The organism is Pandoraea iniqua, from assembly GCF_902459685.1.
Lineage (GTDB): Bacteria > Pseudomonadota > Gammaproteobacteria > Burkholderiales > Burkholderiaceae > Pandoraea > Pandoraea iniqua.
Map to the genome: position 1 here is coordinate 926,086 of NZ_CABPSF010000002.1, position 18,829 is coordinate 944,914.

Consider the following 18,829-nt stretch of genomic DNA (forward strand, 5'->3'; position numbering starts at 1 on the left):
AGGCGGGCTTTCTTATTCTGCCGCATGACACGTATGGCGCGGCGCAAGATCGCCGGGGCATCACGCCAAACTTGGCCCGATGTCTCCGCCCTTGCGCCTGCCGACGCGCTTAGCGCAGCACTTTGGCGATGGCCGAAGCGACGACGTCGATGTTCTTGTCGTTGAGTGCGGCCACGCAGATGCGGCCCGTGCTCACGGCGTAGATACCGAACTCTTCGCGCAGGCGCTCGACCTGATCGGCGGTGAGGCCCGAGTACGAGAACATGCCGCGTTGCTTGATCACGAACGAGAAATCGCGTTCCACGCCGTGGGCGCGGAGCTTCTCGACCAAGGCCAGACGCATGGCGCGGATGCGCTCGCGCATTTCGGCCAGTTCTTCTTCCCACAGGGCGCGCAGTTCCGGGTTGCTCAGGACAGCGGCAACCACCGAGCCGCCGTGCGTCGGCGGGTTGGAGTAGTTGGTGCGGATCACGCGCTTGAGCTGCGAGAGCACGCGGGTCGATTCGTCCTTGCTGCTCGTGACGATCGACAGGGCGCCCACGCGTTCGCCGTACAGCGAGAACGACTTCGAGAACGAGCTCGAGACGAAGAAGTTCAGGTTCGAGGCGGCGAACAGGCGCACCACGGCGGCGTCGGCGTCGATGCCGTCACCGAAGCCTTGGTAGGCGATGTCGAGGAACGGCACCAGCTTGCGGGCCTTCACGACTTCCACGACTTGGGCCCATTGGTCCATCGTCAGGTCGACGCCGGTCGGGTTGTGGCAGCAGGCGTGCAGCACGACGATCGTGCCTTCCGGCTCTTTGCCCAGCATGTCGAGCATGCCCGACAGGTTCACGCCGTGCGTTTCGGCTTCGTAGTACGGGTACGAGACGACGTTGAAGCCGGCTTGCGTGAACAGGGCGCGGTGGTTTTCCCAGCTCGGATCGCTGATGGCGACCGTGGCGTTCGGGTTCAGTTGCTTGAGGAAGTCGGCGCCGATCTTCAGTGCGCCCGTGCCGCCCAGCGCCTGCGCCGTGATCACGCGGCCTTCCGTCAGTACCGGCGACTCTTTGCCGAAGAGCATCTCTTGCACGGCTTTGTCGTACGCGGCAATGCCTTCGATCGGCAGGTAACCGCGCGGCAGGCCGGCGGCAACGCGTTGTTCTTCCGCTGCCTTCACAGCCTTGAGCAGGGGCAGTTTGCCTTCCGCGTTGAAATACACGCCCACGCCCAGATTCACTTTATCGGTGCGGTGATCGGCGTTGAAGGCTTCGTTCAGACCAAGAATGGGGTCACGCGGGGCGAGTTCGACAGCGGAGAAGAGAGTCATTTCGACGGCTCGAGGCAGTAGTGGAAAAATGCGGCACAAAAGTGTCAGGTGCAACGAAGCATTTTAACGAAGAATGCCCGCGCTTGTGGTAAACCGCAGGCCACACAGCAGGAATACATGGCATTTCGGCACGAAAACTGCCAATTTATGCCAGAAATTGGCGAGAAATCAGCCGATGGCCGGGATTGACGGCCGCCATGCGTGCCATTCGGCCGAGACTCGGATGTCCGTCCTTTAGTCGTCCTGTCACCCATGGGACTCTAGGAATTGACTGACGCGCTAGAATGGCAGATTACGTCTCTCAGGCTCGCACCCCCGCCATGATCCCTGCGGCTGACAACACGCTCGACGAGAGCAAGTTCCTGACGTTCCCCGATTCGCCTTACCAGCTTTACTGCCCGTTCCCTGCGGCGGGCGACCAGCCCACGGCGATCACGCAACTGACCGAAGGCATCGACGACGGTCTCGCGTTCCAGACGCTGCTTGGCGTGACCGGCTCGGGCAAGACCTTCACGATGGCCAATGTGATTGCGCGCATGGGGCGCCCGGCCATCGTCTTTGCCCCGAACAAGACCCTCGCCGCCCAGCTTTACTCGGAATTCCGCGAATTCTTCCCGCGCAATGCCGTCGAGTACTTCGTCTCGTACTACGACTACTACCAGCCGGAAGCGTATGTGCCGCAACGCGATCTCTTCATCGAGAAGGATTCGTCGGTGAACGAGCACATCGAGCAGATGCGGTTGTCGGCGACCAAAAGCCTGCTGGAGCGGCGCGATGTGGTGATCGTGGCGACCGTGTCGGCGATCTACGGTATCGGCAATCCGACCGAATACCACCAGATGATTCTGACGGTGCGTCAGGGCGACAAGATCGGGCAGCGCGACATCATCGCGCGCCTGATTGCGATGCAGTACACGCGCAACGAGACCGATTTCGGCCGTGGCACGTTCCGCGTGCGCGGCGACACCATCGACATCTTCCCGGCGGAGCACGCCGAGCTGGCGCTGCGCGTGGAGTTGTTCGACGACGAAGTCGACACGTTGCAATTGTTCGACCCGCTCACGGGCCGGGTGCGTCAGAAGGTGCCGCGCTTCACGGTGTATCCGTCGTCGCACTACGTCACGCCGCGCGATACGGTGCTGCGCGCCATCGAGACCATCAAGGCCGAACTTCGCGAGCGGCTCGACTTCTTCTATAAGGAAGGCAAGCTCGTCGAAGCCCAGCGGCTCGAGCAGCGCACGCGTTTCGATCTGGAAATGTTGCAGGAGCTGGGCTTCTGCAAGGGCATTGAGAACTACTCGCGGCATCTCTCGGGCGCGGCGCCCGGCGAGCCGCCGCCGACGCTGGTCGACTATCTGCCGCCCGACGCGCTGATGTTTTTGGACGAGTCGCACGTGCTGATCGGCCAGTTCAACGGCATGTACAACGGCGACCGGGCGCGTAAGGAAAACTTGGTCAACTATGGTTTCCGGCTGCCGTCGGCGCTCGATAACCGGCCGCTCAAGTTTGCCGAGTACGAACGCAAGATGCGCCAAGCGGTTTTCGTCTCGGCCACGCCGGCCGACTACGAGGGCAAGCGTTCAGGGCAGGTGGTGGAGCAGGTGGTGCGTCCGACCGGGCTGATCGATCCGACCATCGAGGTGCGGCCTGCGCGCACGCAGGTGGATGACGTGCTGAGTGAAATCAACAAGCGGGTGGCGGTAGGCGAGCGCGTGCTGGTGACGACGCTGACCAAGCGCATGTCCGAGCAGTTGACCGAATATCTTTCGGATAACGGTGTGAAGGTGCGTTATCTGCACAGCGACATCGACACCGTCGAGCGGGTGGAAATCATCCGCGATCTGCGGCTCGGCGCGTTCGACGTGCTGGTCGGGATCAACTTGCTGCGCGAGGGGCTGGATATTCCCGAAGTGTCGCTGGTGGCGATTCTCGACGCCGACAAGGAAGGTTTTTTGCGTGCGGAGCGTTCGTTGATTCAGACGATCGGGCGCGCTGCGCGTAACGTCAATGGCGCGGCGATCTTGTATGGCGACAAGATGACCGACTCGATGAAGCGCGCGATCGGCGAGACCGAGCGTCGCCGGGCCAAGCAGATGGCGCACAACGAGGCGAACGGCATTGTGCCGGTCGGCGTGAAGAAGCGCATCAAGGACATCATCGACGGCGTGTACGACCCGCAGGACGCCAAGGCGGAACTGGCCGAGGCGAAGGAGCAGGCGCACTACCAAGACATGTCCGAGAAGCAGCTTGCGCGCGAGATCAAGAAGCTCGAGAAGCAGATGCAGGAGCACGCCCGCAATCTGGAGTTCGAGAAAGCGGCAAAGGTGCGCGATCAACTGCTTCACGTCAAGGCGCTGGTATTCGGCACGGATGGGGCCAGCGAAGCCGAGTTGGGGCCGAAGCTCTGAAGCGGGTGTCGGACACTGATCCCTTCGCACCGGCATGCGTTTCCGGCGTCAGAATGACCGCATTGGTTAGTCTGACGCCGGATCTCCTGTTCGCCATATTCGCAACTCATCCACGGTTCCAATGAAAAAGACCTCAGTCCTCTTCGTCTGCATGGGCAACATCTGCCGCTCGCCGAGTGCCGACGGCATTTTTCGTCATCGTCTGGCAGAGGCCGGGCTGACCGATAGGGTGAGCGTCGATTCTGCCGGTACGCACAGCTATCACATCGGCCATGCGCCTGACGCGCGGACGCAGGCCGCGGCTGCCAAGCGCGGCTACGATTTGAGCGAATTGCGTGCACGCCGCGTCGAGGCGGACGATTTCGAGCGCTTTACGTGGATCGTTGCGATGGACGATGCGAACGTCGCCGACCTCACCGCGCAATGCCCCGCGCAATACCGGCACAAGATCGTGCGGCTGATGGACTTCGCGACGCGCCACGACGCGACCGAAGTGCCCGACCCGTATTACGGCGGCGAACGCGGCTTCGAAACCGTGCTCGATTACGTCGAAGATGGTCTGGACGGGCTGCTCGCCCGGCTTCGCGAAGCACGCTGAAACGGGGCGTTGCGCCAGATTTTTGGCCGCCAAACGCGCCTTCAGGGGCTATCATTCGGGCCATCGCTGTCCTAACTCGGCCTGATCGGCCCGAATTCCCCCGAAAGATGCTCAACACCCTTACGTCCTACTGGCGCAAATGGCGTGCTTCACGCCACGCGGGCCATCAACTCGATGAACTGCTCGCGCATGCGGATCCGACGGCACCGTTGGCCGTGCGCAATCAATGGCTGATCGAGTTGGCGCACTGGGTGCAAAAACGCGGTTCGCTCGCCAACGAAGCCCGCGCCGAAGGGGAGGCCGCCCGCTACCGGCCGCACACCCGCCTGCGCTACCTGCTGCAAATGCTCGATCGCAACCCGGCGTGGCGTTTGCCCGTCGCGCGCACGCTGCGCAGCGTCATCAACGACAGTGATGCGATTTCGCTGTTGTGCGATACCGGCATGCCGGTGCGCCCGGGCTTCTGGGGCGCGCTGGCCGAGCGCATCGAAAAAGCATTGATTCCGCCGCCGCCCACGCGCCGCGATCTGTCAGCCCTGTGTTCGCTGATGTTCCCCGATGGCGACGCCGCCGACTGGATCGGCGACATGCCGCCCGCGCTGCTGGCCGATCTCATCGCGCTGCTGCATTTCGGCGAGGCCGACGACGAAGACACCGACTGGAATCCCTTTGCGGAAGACCTGCTCGCCGCCATGCATCATCTGGTCGACCAAATCGCCTCGACCGGGTTGTCGCAGGCCGTGCGCTCGCGACTGACGTACCCGCGCGTGACGGAGTCGCCGTTCTATCGCCTCGGCCGTGCCATGCAAGGGCTGGAGGACGCCGGGCGAGAGCTCGTGCCGGGTGCGCCGCCGAGCCAGCGTTTCGTGCAGGAGCTCAACGTGTTTCGGGCGCTGCTCGACGATTGCGGCCGCGCCGTGCGGCAGGTGTACGCGCATCTGGACGAGAACGGCGTGAGCGTGGACATCGTGTTTCTGGTGGAGCGCGCGAAGTCGCGTATCCGCCGGTTGGAGCGGCTGCTCGAAGCGTGGCTGGTCGACAGCGATCACGCGACGGCGCGCGTGCGGCTGCTGGCCGATCTGGTACGCGCGAATCGGGCGAGCCAGAGCGTGGGAGAACTGGCGCGCACATCGTTCGGATTGCTGGCGCGCAAGGTAGTCGAGCGCAGCGCGGAGACCGGCGAGCATTACATTGCCCGCACGCGCCCCGAATACCTGTCGATGCTCAAGATGGCATGTGGCGGCGGGCTGGTGACGGTGGTCACGGTCTACGTGAAGTTTCTGATTACGAGTGCACACCTGCCGACGATTGTCGAAGGCTTCCTCGCGGGCGCGAACTACGCGATCTGCTTCCTGTTCATGCATTTCTGTCATTTCACGCTGGCGACCAAGCAGCCGGCCATGACGGCACCGGCCATCGCCAGCAAGCTCGACGATGTGGATACGGCCGCCGGCATGGACGCCTTTGTCGGCGAAGTCATTGCGCTCGTGCGGACGCAGGCGGCGGCCATCTTCGGCAATCTGGCGATGGTGTTTCCGTTCTGCCTGCTGGTGCAATGGGGCGTCTCGGCGGCGCTGGGTATGAATTCGATTCCGCCGGAAAAAGCGCACGCCACGCTGAATTCGTTCTCGATTCTCGGTGTGACGCCGCTCTTTGCCGCGATGACGGGCGTATTGCTGTGGTGCTCCAGCCTGATCTCCGGCTGGGCGGACAACTGGTTCGCGCTGCATGGCATCGGCGACGTGCTGGCGTACAACCGCCGTCTGCGCTTTGTTTTCGGCCGCAATGGGGCGGCGCGTATCGCCGATTGGTGCCGTCGCCATATTGCGCCGGTGCTCGGCAACCTCACGCTCGGGTTCATGCTCGGTCTGGTGCCTGCCGTACTGACTGCGTTCGCGTTGCCGTTCGAAGTGCGCCACGTCACGCTGTCGACGGGGGCGATCGCCACGTCCATCGGCGTACTGGGCCTGCCGGTGCTGCACGACGCCGCGCTTTGGCTGGCGGTGGCGGGGGTGGGGTCGATGGCCCTGCTCAACGTCGGCGTCAGTTTTGCGTTAGCATTCCACATGGCGCTCCGATCGCGTCCACTGCGGTTGGGTGACCGTCGGCAAATCCACCGCGCCATCTGGCGCGCCGTGCTGCGCAATCCACTGGTGCTGTTGTTTCCGCTACGCACCGCGAGCCCCGAAGCTCGTCCCGAAAAATAAGATTTTTCGCAAACGGACGAGGGAACTTTCGCAAAAAATGGGCCAGAAGTAGTTGACTAATTTCGTGGGGTATTTATACTTGACGAAAATAGTCGAGATTAATCCCCTGCATCATCATGAGACTTACCACGAAAGGCCGTTTCGCCGTTACGGCGATGATCGACCTGGCCATGCGCCAGGACGCGGGTCCCGTGACGCTTGCGGGCATTAGTCAGCGTCAGCGAATTTCCCTCTCTTACCTGGAACAATTGTTCGGGAAGCTTCGCCGCCACGAAATTGTGGAAAGCGTACGCGGTCCGGGCGGCGGTTACAGCCTGGCGCGCCGCGCGGAAGAGGTGACGGTCGCTGACATCATCATTGCGGTCGACGAACCGCTCGACGCCACGCAGTGCGGTAGCAAGGGCAATTGCGAAAAGGGCCAGGACGGCCATCGCGGTCATTGCATGACGCACGAGTTGTGGGCGACGCTCAACCAGAAGATGGTCGAGTATCTCGATTCCGTTTCGCTGCGCGACCTGGTCGAGCAGCAGCGCAGCAAACAGGCCCAACAGGCCGTGCTGCGCGACACGCGCGAGCCCGGCACCAGCCAGACCATCGCCACGCGCATTCCCAATTCGGTCTTCGATATGGCCCGTTCATAACAGGCGCCACGGCACGATCCTGGAGCACCCCATGAAAAACGACACCCTCAACCTTCCCATTTACATGGATTACAGCGCCACCACGCCGATCGACCCGCGTGTTGTGGACAAGATGCTGCCGTACCTGCGCGAGCAGTTCGGCAACCCGGCGTCGCGCAGCCACTCGTTCGGCTGGGCCGCCGAGCAGGCTGTCGAAGAGGCTCGCGAGGAAGTCGCGAAGCTCGTGGGTGCCGACCCGCGCGAGATTATCTGGACGTCGGGTGCTACCGAGTCGGACAACCTCGCCATCAAGGGTGCCGCGCACTTCTATCAAGGCAAGGGCAAGCATCTGATCACGCTGAAGACCGAGCACAAGGCTGTGCTCGACACCATGCGCGAACTGGAACGCGAGGGCTTCGAAGTCACGTATCTGGACGTCAAGGATGACGGCCTGCTCGATCTCGACGTTTTCAAGGCGGCACTGCGCCCGGACACGATTCTCGTGTCGGTGATGGCCGTGAACAACGAAATCGGCGTGATTCAGGACATCGAGACGATCGGTGAGATCTGCCGCGAAAAGGGCATCATTTTCCACGTCGACGCGGCACAGGCCACGGGCAAGATGCCCATCGACCTGAACAAGCTGAAAGTCGACCTGATGGCCTTCTCGGCGCACAAGACGTACGGCCCGAAGGGCATCGGCGCGCTGTATGTGCGTCGCAAGCCGCGCGTGCGTATCGAAGCACAGATTCACGGTGGCGGTCATGAGCGCGGCATGCGTTCGGGCACGCTGGCCACGCACCAGATCGTGGGCATGGGCGAAGCATTCCGCTTGGCGCGCGAAGAAATGGCCACGGAAAACGAGCGCGTGCGTATGCTGCGCGATCGTCTGCTGCGCGGCCTGACGGAAATGGAAGAAGTGTATGTGAACGGCGACATGGAACAACGTGTGCCGCACAACCTGAACATCAGCTTCAATTTTGTCGAAGGCGAGTCGCTCATCATGGCGATCAAGGATGTGGCCGTGTCGTCGGGTTCGGCGTGCACGTCGGCCTCGCTTGAGCCTTCGTACGTGCTGCGCGCGCTGGGTCGCAACGACGAACTGGCGCACAGCTCGATTCGCTTCACGGTGGGTCGTTTCACGACCGAGCAGGAAGTCGACTACGTGGTCGAGCTGCTCAAGGGCAAGATCGGCAAGCTGCGCGATCTGTCGCCGTTGTGGGAAATGTACAAGGACGGGATCGACATCAGCTCGATCCAGTGGGCCGCACACTGAGCATTCAAGGAGTTAGCCATGTCTTACAGCAAGGAAGTTCTGGATCACTACGAAAACCCGCGTAATGTCGGCTCGTTCGACAAGGGCGACGACGCGGTGGGTACCGGCATGGTCGGTGCACCGGCTTGCGGCGACGTGATGAAGCTGCAAATTCGTGTGAACGAATCCGGCGTGATCGAAGACGCCAAGTTCAAGACCTACGGTTGCGGCTCGGCTATTGCCTCGTCGTCGCTGGTGACGGAATGGGTCAAGGGCAAGACGCTGGATCAGGCGCTCGACATCAAGAACACGCAGATCGCGCAAGAGCTGGCACTGCCGCCGGTGAAGATTCACTGCTCGATTCTGGCCGAAGACGCAATCAAGGCTGCCGTCGCCGACTACAAGCAGAAGCACGGCGAGTCGGCCGAAGCTGCCAAGGCTGCCTAAGTCGTCGCATTCAGTCTTAACAAGGAAGCAGGCAAAGATGGCTGTCACATTGACCGAGAAGGCTGCGCAGCACGTTTCGCGTTATCTGACGCGGCGCGGCAAGGGCGTGGGCCTGCGGCTGGGCGTGAAGACGACCGGCTGCTCGGGCCTGGCCTACAAGCTGGAATATGCCGATGACGTGGAAACCGAAGACACCGTCTTCGAGAGCCACGGCGTGAAGGTGATCATCGATCCGAAGAGTCTGCCGTATATCGACGGCACCGAACTGGATTTTGCGCGCGAAGGCTTGAACGAAGGATTCCGTTTCAATAATCCGAACGTCAAGGATGAGTGCGGCTGCGGCGAGTCGTTCCGCGTCTGACGACGCGCCGGCTCGCGTGATCACCGGCTTTCGTCAGGACGACGAAGGCCAGTGGGTTGCCCGGCTGGCGTGTGGGCATGGGCAACATGTCCGGCATCTGCCGCCTTGGCAGATCCGGACGTGGACGCAAAGCCCGGCAGGACGCGACGCGATGATCGGCAGTGTGCTGACGTGTCGCAAATGCCAGCGCGGCGAACCACCGGATATGCCAGATACGCCAGATGCGCCAGATGCGTTCGACATACCCGAGCGTTCGCCGGCGAAGTAAGCGAGATTGGCGCTCCGACAGGTTCGGAGCGGTAGTAGCGTAGGCAACAAGGCGGCGCGAGCCGCTTTTTTTACGGGCTGACGCTAGAGACGATGGTGCGATGACTGCATTGACTGACAACTATTTCACGCTGTTCGAGTTGCCGCAGCGCTTTGCGCTCGACATCGAAGCGCTCGAGACGGCGTACCGCGCGGTGCAATCGCGGGTACACCCGGATCGCTTTGCGAGCGCGAGCGATGCCGAGCGCCGGGTCGCCATGCAGTGGGCGGCACAGGCCAACGCCGCGTATCGCACGCTGCGTGACCCGTTGCAGCGCGGCACCTATCTGTTGACCTTGCAGGGCATCGACGTGGGCGCGGAGAACAACACCGCGATGGCCCCCGATTTCCTGATGCAGCAGATGGAATGGCGTGAAGCCATCGACGACGCCGTCGCCGCCCGCAATGTCGGCGCACTCGACGCGCTGGCGAAAACGCTGCGCGACGACCGGCGCACCCGCCTGACCAAACTGGGTGAATGGCTCGACAGCGCCGCTTGGCAGCCGGCCGCCGAAGCCGTACGGCAACTGATGTTTATTGCGCGCGCCGAAGAAGATATCGCGCAGCGCATCGAAATGCTGGAAAACGCGTGACGGCCCGGTGCGGCGCCGTCACATGATTCTGAGAACCGCTTGAGAACAAGGGTGCACGCGCCTGCGCGTCGCCCGTATTGCAAAGCTATGGCCCTTCTGCAAATTTCCGAACCCGGCATGTCCCCCGCGCCGCACCAGCGGCGACTCGCCGTGGGCATCGATCTCGGCACGACGCATTCGCTCGTGGCCGCCGTGCGCAGCGGTGTCGCTGAAGTGCTGCCCGACGAACAGGGCCGCGTCTTGCTGCCCTCCGTCGTGCGCTATCTCGGCGGTCCCCGCACCCAGATCGGCTACGACGCCAAGGCGGCTGCCGCCACCGATCCGCGCAACACCATCGTTTCCGTCAAACGCTTCATGGGCCGGGGTCTGGCCGATGTCGCCCACGCCGACAACGCGCCGTACGATTTCGTCGACGCCCCCGGCATGGTGCAGATGAACACGGCCGGTGGCGTGAAGAGCCCGGTCGAAGTGTCGGCCGAAATTCTCGCCACGTTGCGCCAGCGCGCCGAAGACACCTTGGGTGACGATCTCGTCGGCGCGGTGATTACCGTGCCCGCGTACTTCGACGATGCCCAGCGTCAGGCCACCAAGGACGCCGCGCGTCTGGCCGGTCTGAATGTGCTGCGTCTGCTCAACGAGCCGACGGCTGCCGCGATTGCCTACGGTCTGGACAATGCGGCCGAAGGCCTCTACGCCATTTACGATCTGGGTGGCGGCACGTTCGACATCTCGATTCTTCGTCTGACGAAGGGCGTGTTCGAAGTGCTCGCCGCCGGCGGCGATTCGGCGCTCGGTGGCGACGATTTCGATCAGGTGATCTACCGCTGGGCCGTGGGCGCTGCGGGTCTCGACGCTGCTTCGCTGACCTCGCAGGACGTGCGCGCGTTGCTCGACTACGCCCGCACGGCAAAAGAAGCCCTGACCGATGCGCAAGACGCCGACATCGCGCTCACGTTGTCTGGTGAGCGTCAGGTCGCGTTGAAGCTCACGCGCGAGCAGTTCACCGAACTGGGCGCACAACTCGTGAACCGCACCATCGGCCCGATGCGCAAGGCATTGCGCGACGCGGGTATGGGCCCGGAAGACGTCAAGGGCGTGGTGCTGGTGGGGGGCGCGACGCGCATGCCGCAAGTGCGCGCAGCCGTTGCCACGTTCTTCGGCCGTGAACCGCTGGTCGATCTCGACCCGGATCAGGTCGTGGCGCTTGGCGCGGCGGTGCAGGCCAATATGCTCGCCGGCAATCAGGCCGATGGCGACGAGTGGCTGCTGCTCGACGTGATTCCGCTCTCGCTCGGTGTCGAGACGATGGGTGGTCTGGTCGAGAAGATCATCCCCCGCAATGCCACGATTCCGGTCGCACGCGCGCAAGAATTCACCACGTTCAAAGATGGCCAGACGGCCATGGCGATTCACGTGCTGCAAGGCGAGCGCGAACTGGCGGCCGATTGCCGCTCGCTCGCCCGCTTCGAGCTGCGCGGCATTCCGCCGATGACCGCGGGCGCTGCGCGCATTCGCGTGACGTATCAGGTCGACGCCGACGGTTTGCTGTCGGTGGCGGCACAAGAGATGCACTCGGGCGTGGCCGCGTCGATCGAAGTGAAGCCGTCGTACGGTCTGGCGGACGACGACATCGCCCGCATGCTGCAAGACAGCTTCGGCTCAGCGGAAACGGACATGCGTGCCCGCGCCTTGCGTGAGCAACAGGTGGATGCCGAGCGTCTGCTCGTGGCCATCGACAGTGCACTGGCCGCCGACCCTGAATTGCTCGACGCCGATGAGCGTGCCGAGATCGACGGCCTGTTGGCCGACCTGCGCCAGAAGGCGTCGGGCGACGATCAGATCGCGATCAAGACGGCCACCGAGACACTGTCGCAGGCGACCGACGCCTTTGCCGCGCGTCGCATGGACAAGAGCATCCGCGCAGCGCTGGCCGGCCGGCGCGTGGCGGACATCGACAAACTGTAAGACACACACGGAAACTGCAAGCCATGCCACAAATCGTTGTATTGCCTCACGTCGAGCTGTGCCCCGAAGGGGCCGTGCTGGAGGTTGCACCGGGCACCACCGTGTGCGACGCGCTGCTCGCCAACGACATTGAAATCGAACACGCCTGCGAAAAGTCGTGTGCCTGCACCACTTGCCACGTGATCGTGCGCGAGGGCTTCGAAGCGCTGCAACCGGCGGAAGACGAAGAAGAAGATCTGCTGGACAAGGCGTGGGGGCTGGAGCCGACGTCGCGCCTGTCGTGCCAGACGCCGATGCCGGCCGACACCGACCTCGTGGTCGAAATTCCGAAGTACACGATCAACCACGCCAAGGAAAATCACTGAGCGTCGCGGTATCGCGTCGCCACGTGAAATGCCAGACAAGAACGAGGAGCTTGCCCCATGAAATGGACCGACATTCAGGACATCGCGATTGCGCTCACCGACGCGCATCCCGACGTTGACCCGCAATACGTGCGCTTTACCGATCTGCATCAGTGGGTCATGGCACTCGACGGTTTCGACGATGCCGCCGACCGTGCCGGTGAGAAGGTGCTCGAAGCCATTCAGATGGCGTGGATCGACGAAGCCCGCTGATCGGCCGCGCCGCAGATCATTGCGATGCCGTCAAAACAAAAGCCGCTCGAAAGAGCGGCTTTTGTGTTTCTGCGAAGCGTGCGATGTGACTGTTAGCTAGCGCGCACCAGTCCGTTGCCCTCCAGACGCACGCGGTCACCCGGTTGTACGCCCGGCGCTTGCTGATACGTCCAGTAGCGGGTCTTGCCGGTGTCCATGCGCACGTAGACGCGATACACAGTGTCCGAGCGCACGTTCTTCTCGACCTCGTTGCCTGCCAGACCGCCACCAAGCGCGCCGACCACAGTCATCGCCGTGCGGCCGTTACCGGCGCCGAACTGGTTACCGATCAGGCCACCGGCGACAGCGCCCCCGACGGCACCCAGACCCGTCGCATGGCCTTGCGTGCGGATCGGCTGCACCGACTGCACCGTGCCGCAGCTCGAGCACGCCGCAGCCTGTTGCTGCGCCGGCGGGGCCGACTGTTGCGCGTACGACGGCTGCGGTGCCGGAGCACGCTGCGGGGCTTGCTGTTGGGCGTATTGGGCCTGTTGTGCCTGCTGTGCCGCCTGAGCCTGCTGCGCCTGTTGGGAAGCCGTGGCGGATTGGGCAGACGACTGCGGCGGCGTCAGCGCATATTGCGAGCTGGGCGAGTTGGAAGCGTCGCTCGTCGGCGCAGGGCCGTTGGTGCTCTTCGCCGAGGGCAGCACGCCCGTAATGGCGGCAACGCCGAGCAAGCTGACGACCACGATGCTGCCGGCGGCAGCAGCGATCAGCGGATGCATGCGACGCGGTTGCAGATCGTTATCCATGTTGTTTTCTCCATCGTGTGGTTGGCGAGCCGCCTTGCTGTCCGGCCTTTTGTCTTTTTCCGGCCGGTAGATGCCTCGGAATCCGTGGCATCCGGATGACACCGTGTTAGCGTTCACGGTGCGCATCAAGTGATCTCGCATGTCGGAAGTGTCCGTCACGGCAAGCGCGGCAACCGTTTCATTTTGTAACGCGATGTAAGATGTTTCGCGTGCCGGACCACCCGCACGGTACGTATAGGATCGTGTAAGTCAATGAAATACAGGGGATTTTTCGGATGTGTCCTATTCCGGGCACTTGTCGTGCACCGGAACGTCCTAACAAATGAAACAGATCTCGACGCGACTCATGACCGATACCTTGCCACTGCTGGACGCGCCGCTGGACAGCGCGAATCAACTTCATCTCTATCCGTACGTCGTACCCGGTGACTGGGTGGATGCGTGCGATCCGAACGGTGACGTCAGCGAACCGTTTTCCGACGACGTCTTCCTCACGCTGGTGTTGGACGGCCCTCAGGGCCTGCGCCGTTTGCAGGGCAGCGATCTGGCCGCCGCCGGTATGACGTTCGAAGATGCGTTCGCTCATGCGGCGTCCAATCTGTCGCGCGCGTGGAATTCACGTCACTTCGAATTCGGCATTGCATGCCTCGACGACGGTACGCATTTCGGCGGCTCGCGCGGTAACTGGATGGCCCCGGCGGGCGCCTTGGTACTCGGCAACTTGTATCAGTCGATGGTGGCGCACTTCGGTGTCCGCGAATTCGCTGCCGTGGCGGTGAACCGTACGTTCCTCGTGGCGTTTCCGACCGATGAGAAGACGCTGTCGTCACTCGCGTTGCGTCAGTTGGTCGAGGAATCGTCGAACGGCTCGATTCATCCGATCTCGCGCACGTGGCTGCGACTGGATGGCGGCTGGCCGTCCGCCTATCGCGGCGTGCCGGTTTTCTGACGCGCACATTGGCGTGCCGGGCGCGTGTTCACGTTTCGCGTAACACCGCTCAGATACGCGATAACGCGGAGTGTGCAGAATCCTAGACTCCTTGGCGGCACAATTCGATGCCGCTACAGGAGAAACACATGCCTGCTCTGAGCACTTCAGGAATGTCGGCGTCGGCGCTGTCCGCGCCGTCGCTGACGACGGTGATCGCCGGTGCGTGGGTTGCGATGTCCGATACCCCGCGCGTTGTCTTTGCCGACGATCTCAGCGACGTTCGTGTGGCCCCCGATGCGGGCGGTGAGCGCGTACTGCGCCGGGAAGACTGCGCGACGTGGCTGCCTATGCGGGCCCCCGCGGACGTTCAGTCGGACGGGCGCACGATCATGCACCTGCATTCCGAGCCGGATCGCATCGGCTTTCTGTCCGAAAACAGGGTCGGCGCGTTTTGGGTCGAGTTACTCGATGTGGTCGCCTCGATGGACGGGTGTCCTAACGGTCTCGACGGTAAACAGCTCGTTGATGCACTGGAGGAACGCATGGCGTGTCTCGGCATCGCGGCGACCGAGGCCACGCAGACATCGAGCGGTCACGACGAAGGCAGCGAAGGCGGCGAGCCGGGCACGAACCGTACGCGGGCCAGCGAATTCCCCGTCGCCGAGTCGATGTCGATGCCCTCGATCTACATGCGCCACGACGGTTACCAGCCGGGCACCATGGCGGCGCTGGAATATGACTTGGGCTGGTGGGCGCTCATGCCCACGTGGAGCCGGGTGACGAAGGTCGACGAAAGAACGTGGCACGACAACCCCAATCCGGCGCTGTTTCGCGCGACCGGACGCGACATCCTCCATCGCTTGCCCGTCGACCCGTCACGGCTCAATCCGGCGAGCGGTGTGGCCCGGATATTGTCGTTGCACAGTCACGCGGCGGGATTTTCCAACTGCCTCACGAATGTGACGCGTGTGGCCTCGCGAACGGGGGAGGGCGGGGCGCCGGTGCCCGCCATCGAGACCTCGCTGTTCGAGCGCCGCTGCCCGGGGGACTGGTGGCGCGCTGCGGATGCCCGGCGTCCCGGCCGTGATGCGCTGACGTTGCACGCCAACGCGTGCCGCGAGCGAACGACGACGGATGCACCGCCTTCGTCTTGATCCATTTCACCGAACAACCGCATAAAAAAATGCCGCAGCGAATATCGCTGCGGCATTTTCACATTCAGCCATCCGGCCAAGCGGCCCGGACGTGGGCGACGCTCAGTCTTCGCGGCGCAGGTGCGGGAACAGCAGCACGTCGCGAATGTTCGGGCTATCGGTCAGCAGCATGATCAGGCGATCGATGCCGATACCGCAGCCGCCCGTCGGGGGCATGCCGTACTCGAGCGCGCGGATGTAATCGGCGTCGTAGTACATGGCTTCTTCGTCGCCGGCATCCTTCTGCTCGACCTGCGCACGGAAGCGTGCAGCCTGATCTTCCGGATCGTTCAGCTCCGAGAAGCCGTTGGCGATTTCGCGGCCCGTCATGAACAGCTCGAAACGCTCGGTGATGCCCGGCACCGTATCCGATGCGCGTGCGAGCGGCGAGACTTCCACCGGGTAGTCGATGATGAACGTCGGCTCCCAGAGCTGGCTCTCGGCAGTCTCTTCGAACAGCGCCAGTTGCAGCGCGCCCAGACCGGCGTGCTTGAACTGCGGTGCGTCGACCTTCACGCCGTACTTGACCAGCGCACCACGCACGAACTCGATATCGGCCAGTTGCGCGTCGGTGTACTCCGGCGCGTACTTGCGAATCGCTTCGACGATCGTCAGGCGATGGAATGGCTTGGCCAGATCCAGCTCGCGGCCCTGATACTGGATGGTCGCGGTGCCGAGCGAATCGATGGCGGCGCGGCGGATCAGCGACTCGGTGAAGTCCATCAGCCAACGGTAATCCGTGTAGGCCGCGTAGAACTCCATCATCGTGAATTCCGGATTGTGGCGCGGCGACACGCCTTCATTGCGGAAGTTACGGTTGATCTCGAACACGCGCTCGAAGCCGCCGACGATCAGGCGCTTCAAATACAGTTCCGGCGCGATACGCAGGTACATCTGCATGTCGAGCGCGTTGTGGTGCGTGATGAACGGCTTGGCGGCGGCGCCCCCCGGAATCGGGTGCAGCATCGGCGTTTCGACTTCCATGAACTCAGCATCGGTCATGTACTGGCGAATCGACGCGATGGCCTTGGCGCGCGCGCGGAAGGTGTTGCGCGTTTCGGGCGAAGTGATCAGGTCGACGTAGCGCTGACGGTACTTAGTTTCCTGATCCGACAGCCCGTGGAACTTGTCCGGCAGCGGGCGCAGCGCCTTGGCGAGCAGTCGCAATTCCGTGACCTTGACCGACAGTTCGCCGGTGCGGGTGCGGAACAGCGTGCCGCGTGCGGCGATGATGTCGCCGATGTCCCAGCCCTTGAAGGCGGTCATCGAATCGACGCCGACGTCGTCGCGGCTGATGAAGAACTGGATCTGGCCGCTGCTGTCCTGCACGGTCGCGAAGGCGGCCTTGCCCATCACGCGCTTGAGCATCATGCGCCCGGCCACCGACACGGCGACGGGTTCGGCTTCGAGAACGTCGTTCTGCACGTCCACGTAGCGCGCCTGCAAGTCGCCGGCGTGCTGCTCGGGGCGGAAGTCGTTCGGGAAGGCGACGCCCTCGGCACGCAGCGCCTGAAGTTTCTCGCGACGTTCCGCGATCAGCTTGTTGTCGTCTTGCGGGGCGTCGTTGGCCTGGTCTTGGGCCGGAGTGTTTTGATCGGTCATGGTGCGAACGATGAGGTTATTCGGTAAAGCGCAGCGTGTGGAGCAGGGCGTTTTTGAGCGAGCCGTCAGGTGAGCCCAGCCAGATCAGTTCGGTGCGATCCTGATGCATGCCGGCATTGGCGGCAGCACTCGGATCACGCACAAACAGCGCCGCGATCGACTGCGAGCGCGGTTCGTACAAAATATGGACATACTCGCTCGGGCAGTCGTGCGGCTTGCAACTCTGCACGAGCAGCCAGGGCTTGCCGGCGACCGTCACACGTTGCGACGGTGTCGACGTGCCACCCTGACGCACCCACGTTGGCAGGTTGCGCGGCGTCACGATGCGCGTATAAGCGCCCGAAAAATCCGGACGCTTGAGTAATTCGTGCAGATACGGCCCCGTGTCGGGGCTTGGACCCGGCGCGCCCGGTGTACTGGCCGGGCCCGCCATGGCGGCGCGTTGCAGACACAACGCACCGACCACCCACACGGCTAGCGTGCGGACAAACGCCATTCCTTACACTCCCTGCTTGAGACTCGCGGAGATGAAGTCGTCCAGATCGCCGTCGAGCACCTTGCCGGTATTGCCGGTTTCCACGCTCGTGCGCAGGTCCTTGACGCGCGACTGATCGAGCACGTACGAGCGAATCTGGTGACCCCAGCCCACATCGGTCTTGCTCGACTCCAGCTTGTCCTGCTCGGCGCGACGCTTGCGCATCTCGTGTTCGAACAGGCGCGAGCGGAGCATGTCCCACGCTTCGGCGCGGTTGCGGTGCTGCGAACGATCGTTCTGGCAGGCCACGACGATGCCGGTCGGGATGTGCGTCAGACGCACGGCGGAGTCGGTCTTGTTGATGTGCTGACCGCCCGCACCCGAGGCGCGGTACGTGTCGGTACGCACGTCGGCGGGGTTGATGTCGATCTCGATCGAGTCATCCACTTCCGGGTACACGAACAGGCTGGCGAACGACGTGTGACGGCCGCCCGACGAGTCGAACGGCGACTTACGCACCAGGCGGTGCACGCCGGTTTCCGTGCGCAGATAGCCATAAGCGTAATCGCCGGTGACCTTCAGCGAGGCGCTCTTGATGCCGGCGACGTCGCCGTCCGACACTTCGAGCACTTCGGCCTTGAAGCCCTTGCGTTCGCAATAGCGTAGGTACTGGCGCAGCAGCATGCCGGCCCAGTCGTTGGCTTCCGTGCCGCCGGCGCCGGCCTGAATGTCGATGAAGGCGTTGTTCGGGTCGGCCGGGTTGTTGAACATCCGGCGGAACTCCATGTCGCCCACGCGCGCGGCGAGCACCTGCGTGTCGCTTTCCAGCGCCACCAGCGAGTCTTCGTCGCCTTCTTCGCGGGCCATGTCGAACAATTCCTGCGTATCGGAAAGGCCGGCGTCGAGCTCAGTCAGGTTGGTGACGATGCTGTCGAGCGCCTTCTTTTCCTTGCCGAGCGCTTGCGCACGCTTGGAATCGTTCCAGATGTTCGGGTCTTCGAGTTCTTTATTGACTTCAATCAGGCGGGCTTGTTTGACATCGAAGTCAAAGATACCCCCTGAGCTCGCCGACGCGGGTGCGCAGGTCGGCGAGGAGGGATTCAAGTGCGTTTAGGCGTTCGGCTTCCATGTGTGATGACAGGTGCGAATTC

At 63.1% G+C, this 18,829-nt stretch carries 19 protein-coding genes; 14 read left to right on the plus strand and 5 right to left on the minus strand.

Features of this window, described 5'->3' with window-relative positions:
• Positions 1-109 precede the first annotated feature (109 nt).
• Positions 110-1,309 (minus strand): amino acid aminotransferase, encoded by a 1,200-nt coding sequence (locus PIN31009_RS09920; protein ID WP_150684040.1) that lies wholly within the window; start codon positions 1,307-1,309, stop codon positions 110-112.
• A 320-nt stretch (positions 1,310-1,629) separates the two neighbouring features.
• Between PIN31009_RS09920 and uvrB the strand changes: the two genes are divergently transcribed.
• The 12 genes from uvrB (at position 1,630) to iscX (ending at position 12,686) form a co-directional block, all read left to right on the plus strand.
• Entirely contained in the window at positions 1,630-3,717 is a 2,088-nt protein-coding gene (gene uvrB / locus PIN31009_RS09925) for an excinuclease ABC subunit UvrB (protein ID WP_150684281.1), read from the plus strand.
• 121 nt (positions 3,718-3,838) lie between these two features.
• Entirely contained in the window at positions 3,839-4,315 is a 477-nt protein-coding gene (locus PIN31009_RS09930; protein WP_174997071.1) for a low molecular weight protein-tyrosine-phosphatase, read from the plus strand.
• 107 nt (positions 4,316-4,422) lie between these two features.
• Positions 4,423-6,522, plus strand: coding sequence for a site-specific recombinase (locus PIN31009_RS09935; protein ID WP_150790116.1), 2,100 nt, complete (start codon positions 4,423-4,425; stop codon positions 6,520-6,522).
• Positions 6,523-6,638: 116 nt separating this feature from the next.
• Complete coding sequence (gene iscR, locus PIN31009_RS09940; protein WP_058379418.1) at positions 6,639-7,163, plus strand: Fe-S cluster assembly transcriptional regulator IscR; 525 nt, start codon at positions 6,639-6,641, stop codon at positions 7,161-7,163.
• A 31-nt stretch (positions 7,164-7,194) separates the two neighbouring features.
• On the plus strand, positions 7,195-8,418 hold the full coding sequence (locus PIN31009_RS09945; RefSeq protein ID WP_058379417.1) for an IscS subfamily cysteine desulfurase: 1,224 nt from the start codon (positions 7,195-7,197) through the stop codon (positions 8,416-8,418).
• A gap of 18 nt (positions 8,419-8,436) precedes the next feature.
• Positions 8,437-8,844, plus strand: coding sequence for a Fe-S cluster assembly scaffold IscU (gene iscU / locus PIN31009_RS09950; protein WP_058379416.1), 408 nt, complete (start codon positions 8,437-8,439; stop codon positions 8,842-8,844).
• A gap of 37 nt (positions 8,845-8,881) precedes the next feature.
• Positions 8,882-9,205, plus strand: a complete 324-nt coding sequence (gene iscA, locus PIN31009_RS09955) for an iron-sulfur cluster assembly protein IscA (protein WP_058379415.1) — start codon at positions 8,882-8,884, stop codon at positions 9,203-9,205.
• Complete coding sequence (locus PIN31009_RS09960) at positions 9,171-9,473, plus strand: DUF3565 domain-containing protein (RefSeq protein ID WP_150790117.1); 303 nt, start codon at positions 9,171-9,173, stop codon at positions 9,471-9,473. The genes iscA and PIN31009_RS09960 overlap by 35 nt, the downstream gene beginning before the upstream one ends.
• Positions 9,474-9,573: 100 nt before the next feature.
• Positions 9,574-10,104, plus strand: a complete 531-nt coding sequence (gene hscB / locus PIN31009_RS09965; RefSeq protein WP_150790118.1) for a Fe-S protein assembly co-chaperone HscB — start codon at positions 9,574-9,576, stop codon at positions 10,102-10,104.
• Between the two features lie 87 nt (positions 10,105-10,191).
• Complete coding sequence (hscA, locus tag PIN31009_RS09970; protein ID WP_150790119.1) at positions 10,192-12,069, plus strand: Fe-S protein assembly chaperone HscA; 1,878 nt, start codon at positions 10,192-10,194, stop codon at positions 12,067-12,069.
• 23 nt (positions 12,070-12,092) lie between these two features.
• A complete protein-coding gene (fdx, locus tag PIN31009_RS09975) occupies positions 12,093-12,434 on the plus strand; it encodes an ISC system 2Fe-2S type ferredoxin (protein ID WP_087688231.1) in 342 nt (113 codons plus the stop codon).
• 57 nt (positions 12,435-12,491) lie between these two features.
• Positions 12,492-12,686, plus strand: a complete 195-nt coding sequence (iscX, locus tag PIN31009_RS09980; RefSeq protein ID WP_058379410.1) for a Fe-S cluster assembly protein IscX — start codon at positions 12,492-12,494, stop codon at positions 12,684-12,686.
• Between the two features lie 92 nt (positions 12,687-12,778).
• Here iscX and PIN31009_RS09985 read toward each other — a convergent pair whose 3' ends face one another.
• Entirely contained in the window at positions 12,779-13,477 is a 699-nt protein-coding gene (locus PIN31009_RS09985) for a glycine zipper 2TM domain-containing protein (RefSeq protein WP_150684045.1), read from the minus strand.
• A 322-nt stretch (positions 13,478-13,799) separates the two neighbouring features.
• Between PIN31009_RS09985 and PIN31009_RS09990 the strand changes: the two genes are divergently transcribed.
• Both PIN31009_RS09990 and PIN31009_RS09995 read left to right on the plus strand, forming a co-directional pair.
• Entirely contained in the window at positions 13,800-14,426 is a 627-nt protein-coding gene (locus PIN31009_RS09990; RefSeq protein WP_150790120.1) for a hypothetical protein, read from the plus strand.
• 128 nt (positions 14,427-14,554) lie between these two features.
• Positions 14,555-15,562: a hypothetical protein gene (locus PIN31009_RS09995; RefSeq protein ID WP_150790121.1), complete on the plus strand. Its 1,008-nt coding sequence runs from the start codon at positions 14,555-14,557 to the stop codon at positions 15,560-15,562.
• 102 nt (positions 15,563-15,664) lie between these two features.
• On the opposite strand, the gene lysS is transcribed toward PIN31009_RS09995, so the two are convergent.
• The 3 genes from lysS to prfB all read right to left on the minus strand — a co-directional run bounded on the left by lysS (position 15,665) and on the right by prfB (position 18,807).
• A complete protein-coding gene (lysS, locus tag PIN31009_RS10000; protein ID WP_087722950.1) occupies positions 15,665-17,203 on the minus strand; it encodes a lysine--tRNA ligase in 1,539 nt (512 codons plus the stop codon).
• Positions 17,204-17,219: 16 nt separating this feature from the next.
• Positions 17,220-17,699: an Ivy family c-type lysozyme inhibitor gene (locus tag PIN31009_RS10005; protein ID WP_150684049.1), complete on the minus strand. Its 480-nt coding sequence runs from the start codon at positions 17,697-17,699 to the stop codon at positions 17,220-17,222.
• 3 nt (positions 17,700-17,702) lie between these two features.
• Positions 17,703-18,807, minus strand: a protein-coding gene (gene prfB, locus PIN31009_RS10010; RefSeq protein ID WP_174554614.1) for a peptide chain release factor 2 whose coding sequence is annotated in 2 segments (ribosomal slippage) — positions 17,703-18,734 and positions 18,736-18,807 — 1,104 coding nt in all. Because the reading frame shifts where the segments join, the coding sequence is not laid out codon by codon here.
• Between the last annotated feature and the right edge of the window lie 22 nt (positions 18,808-18,829).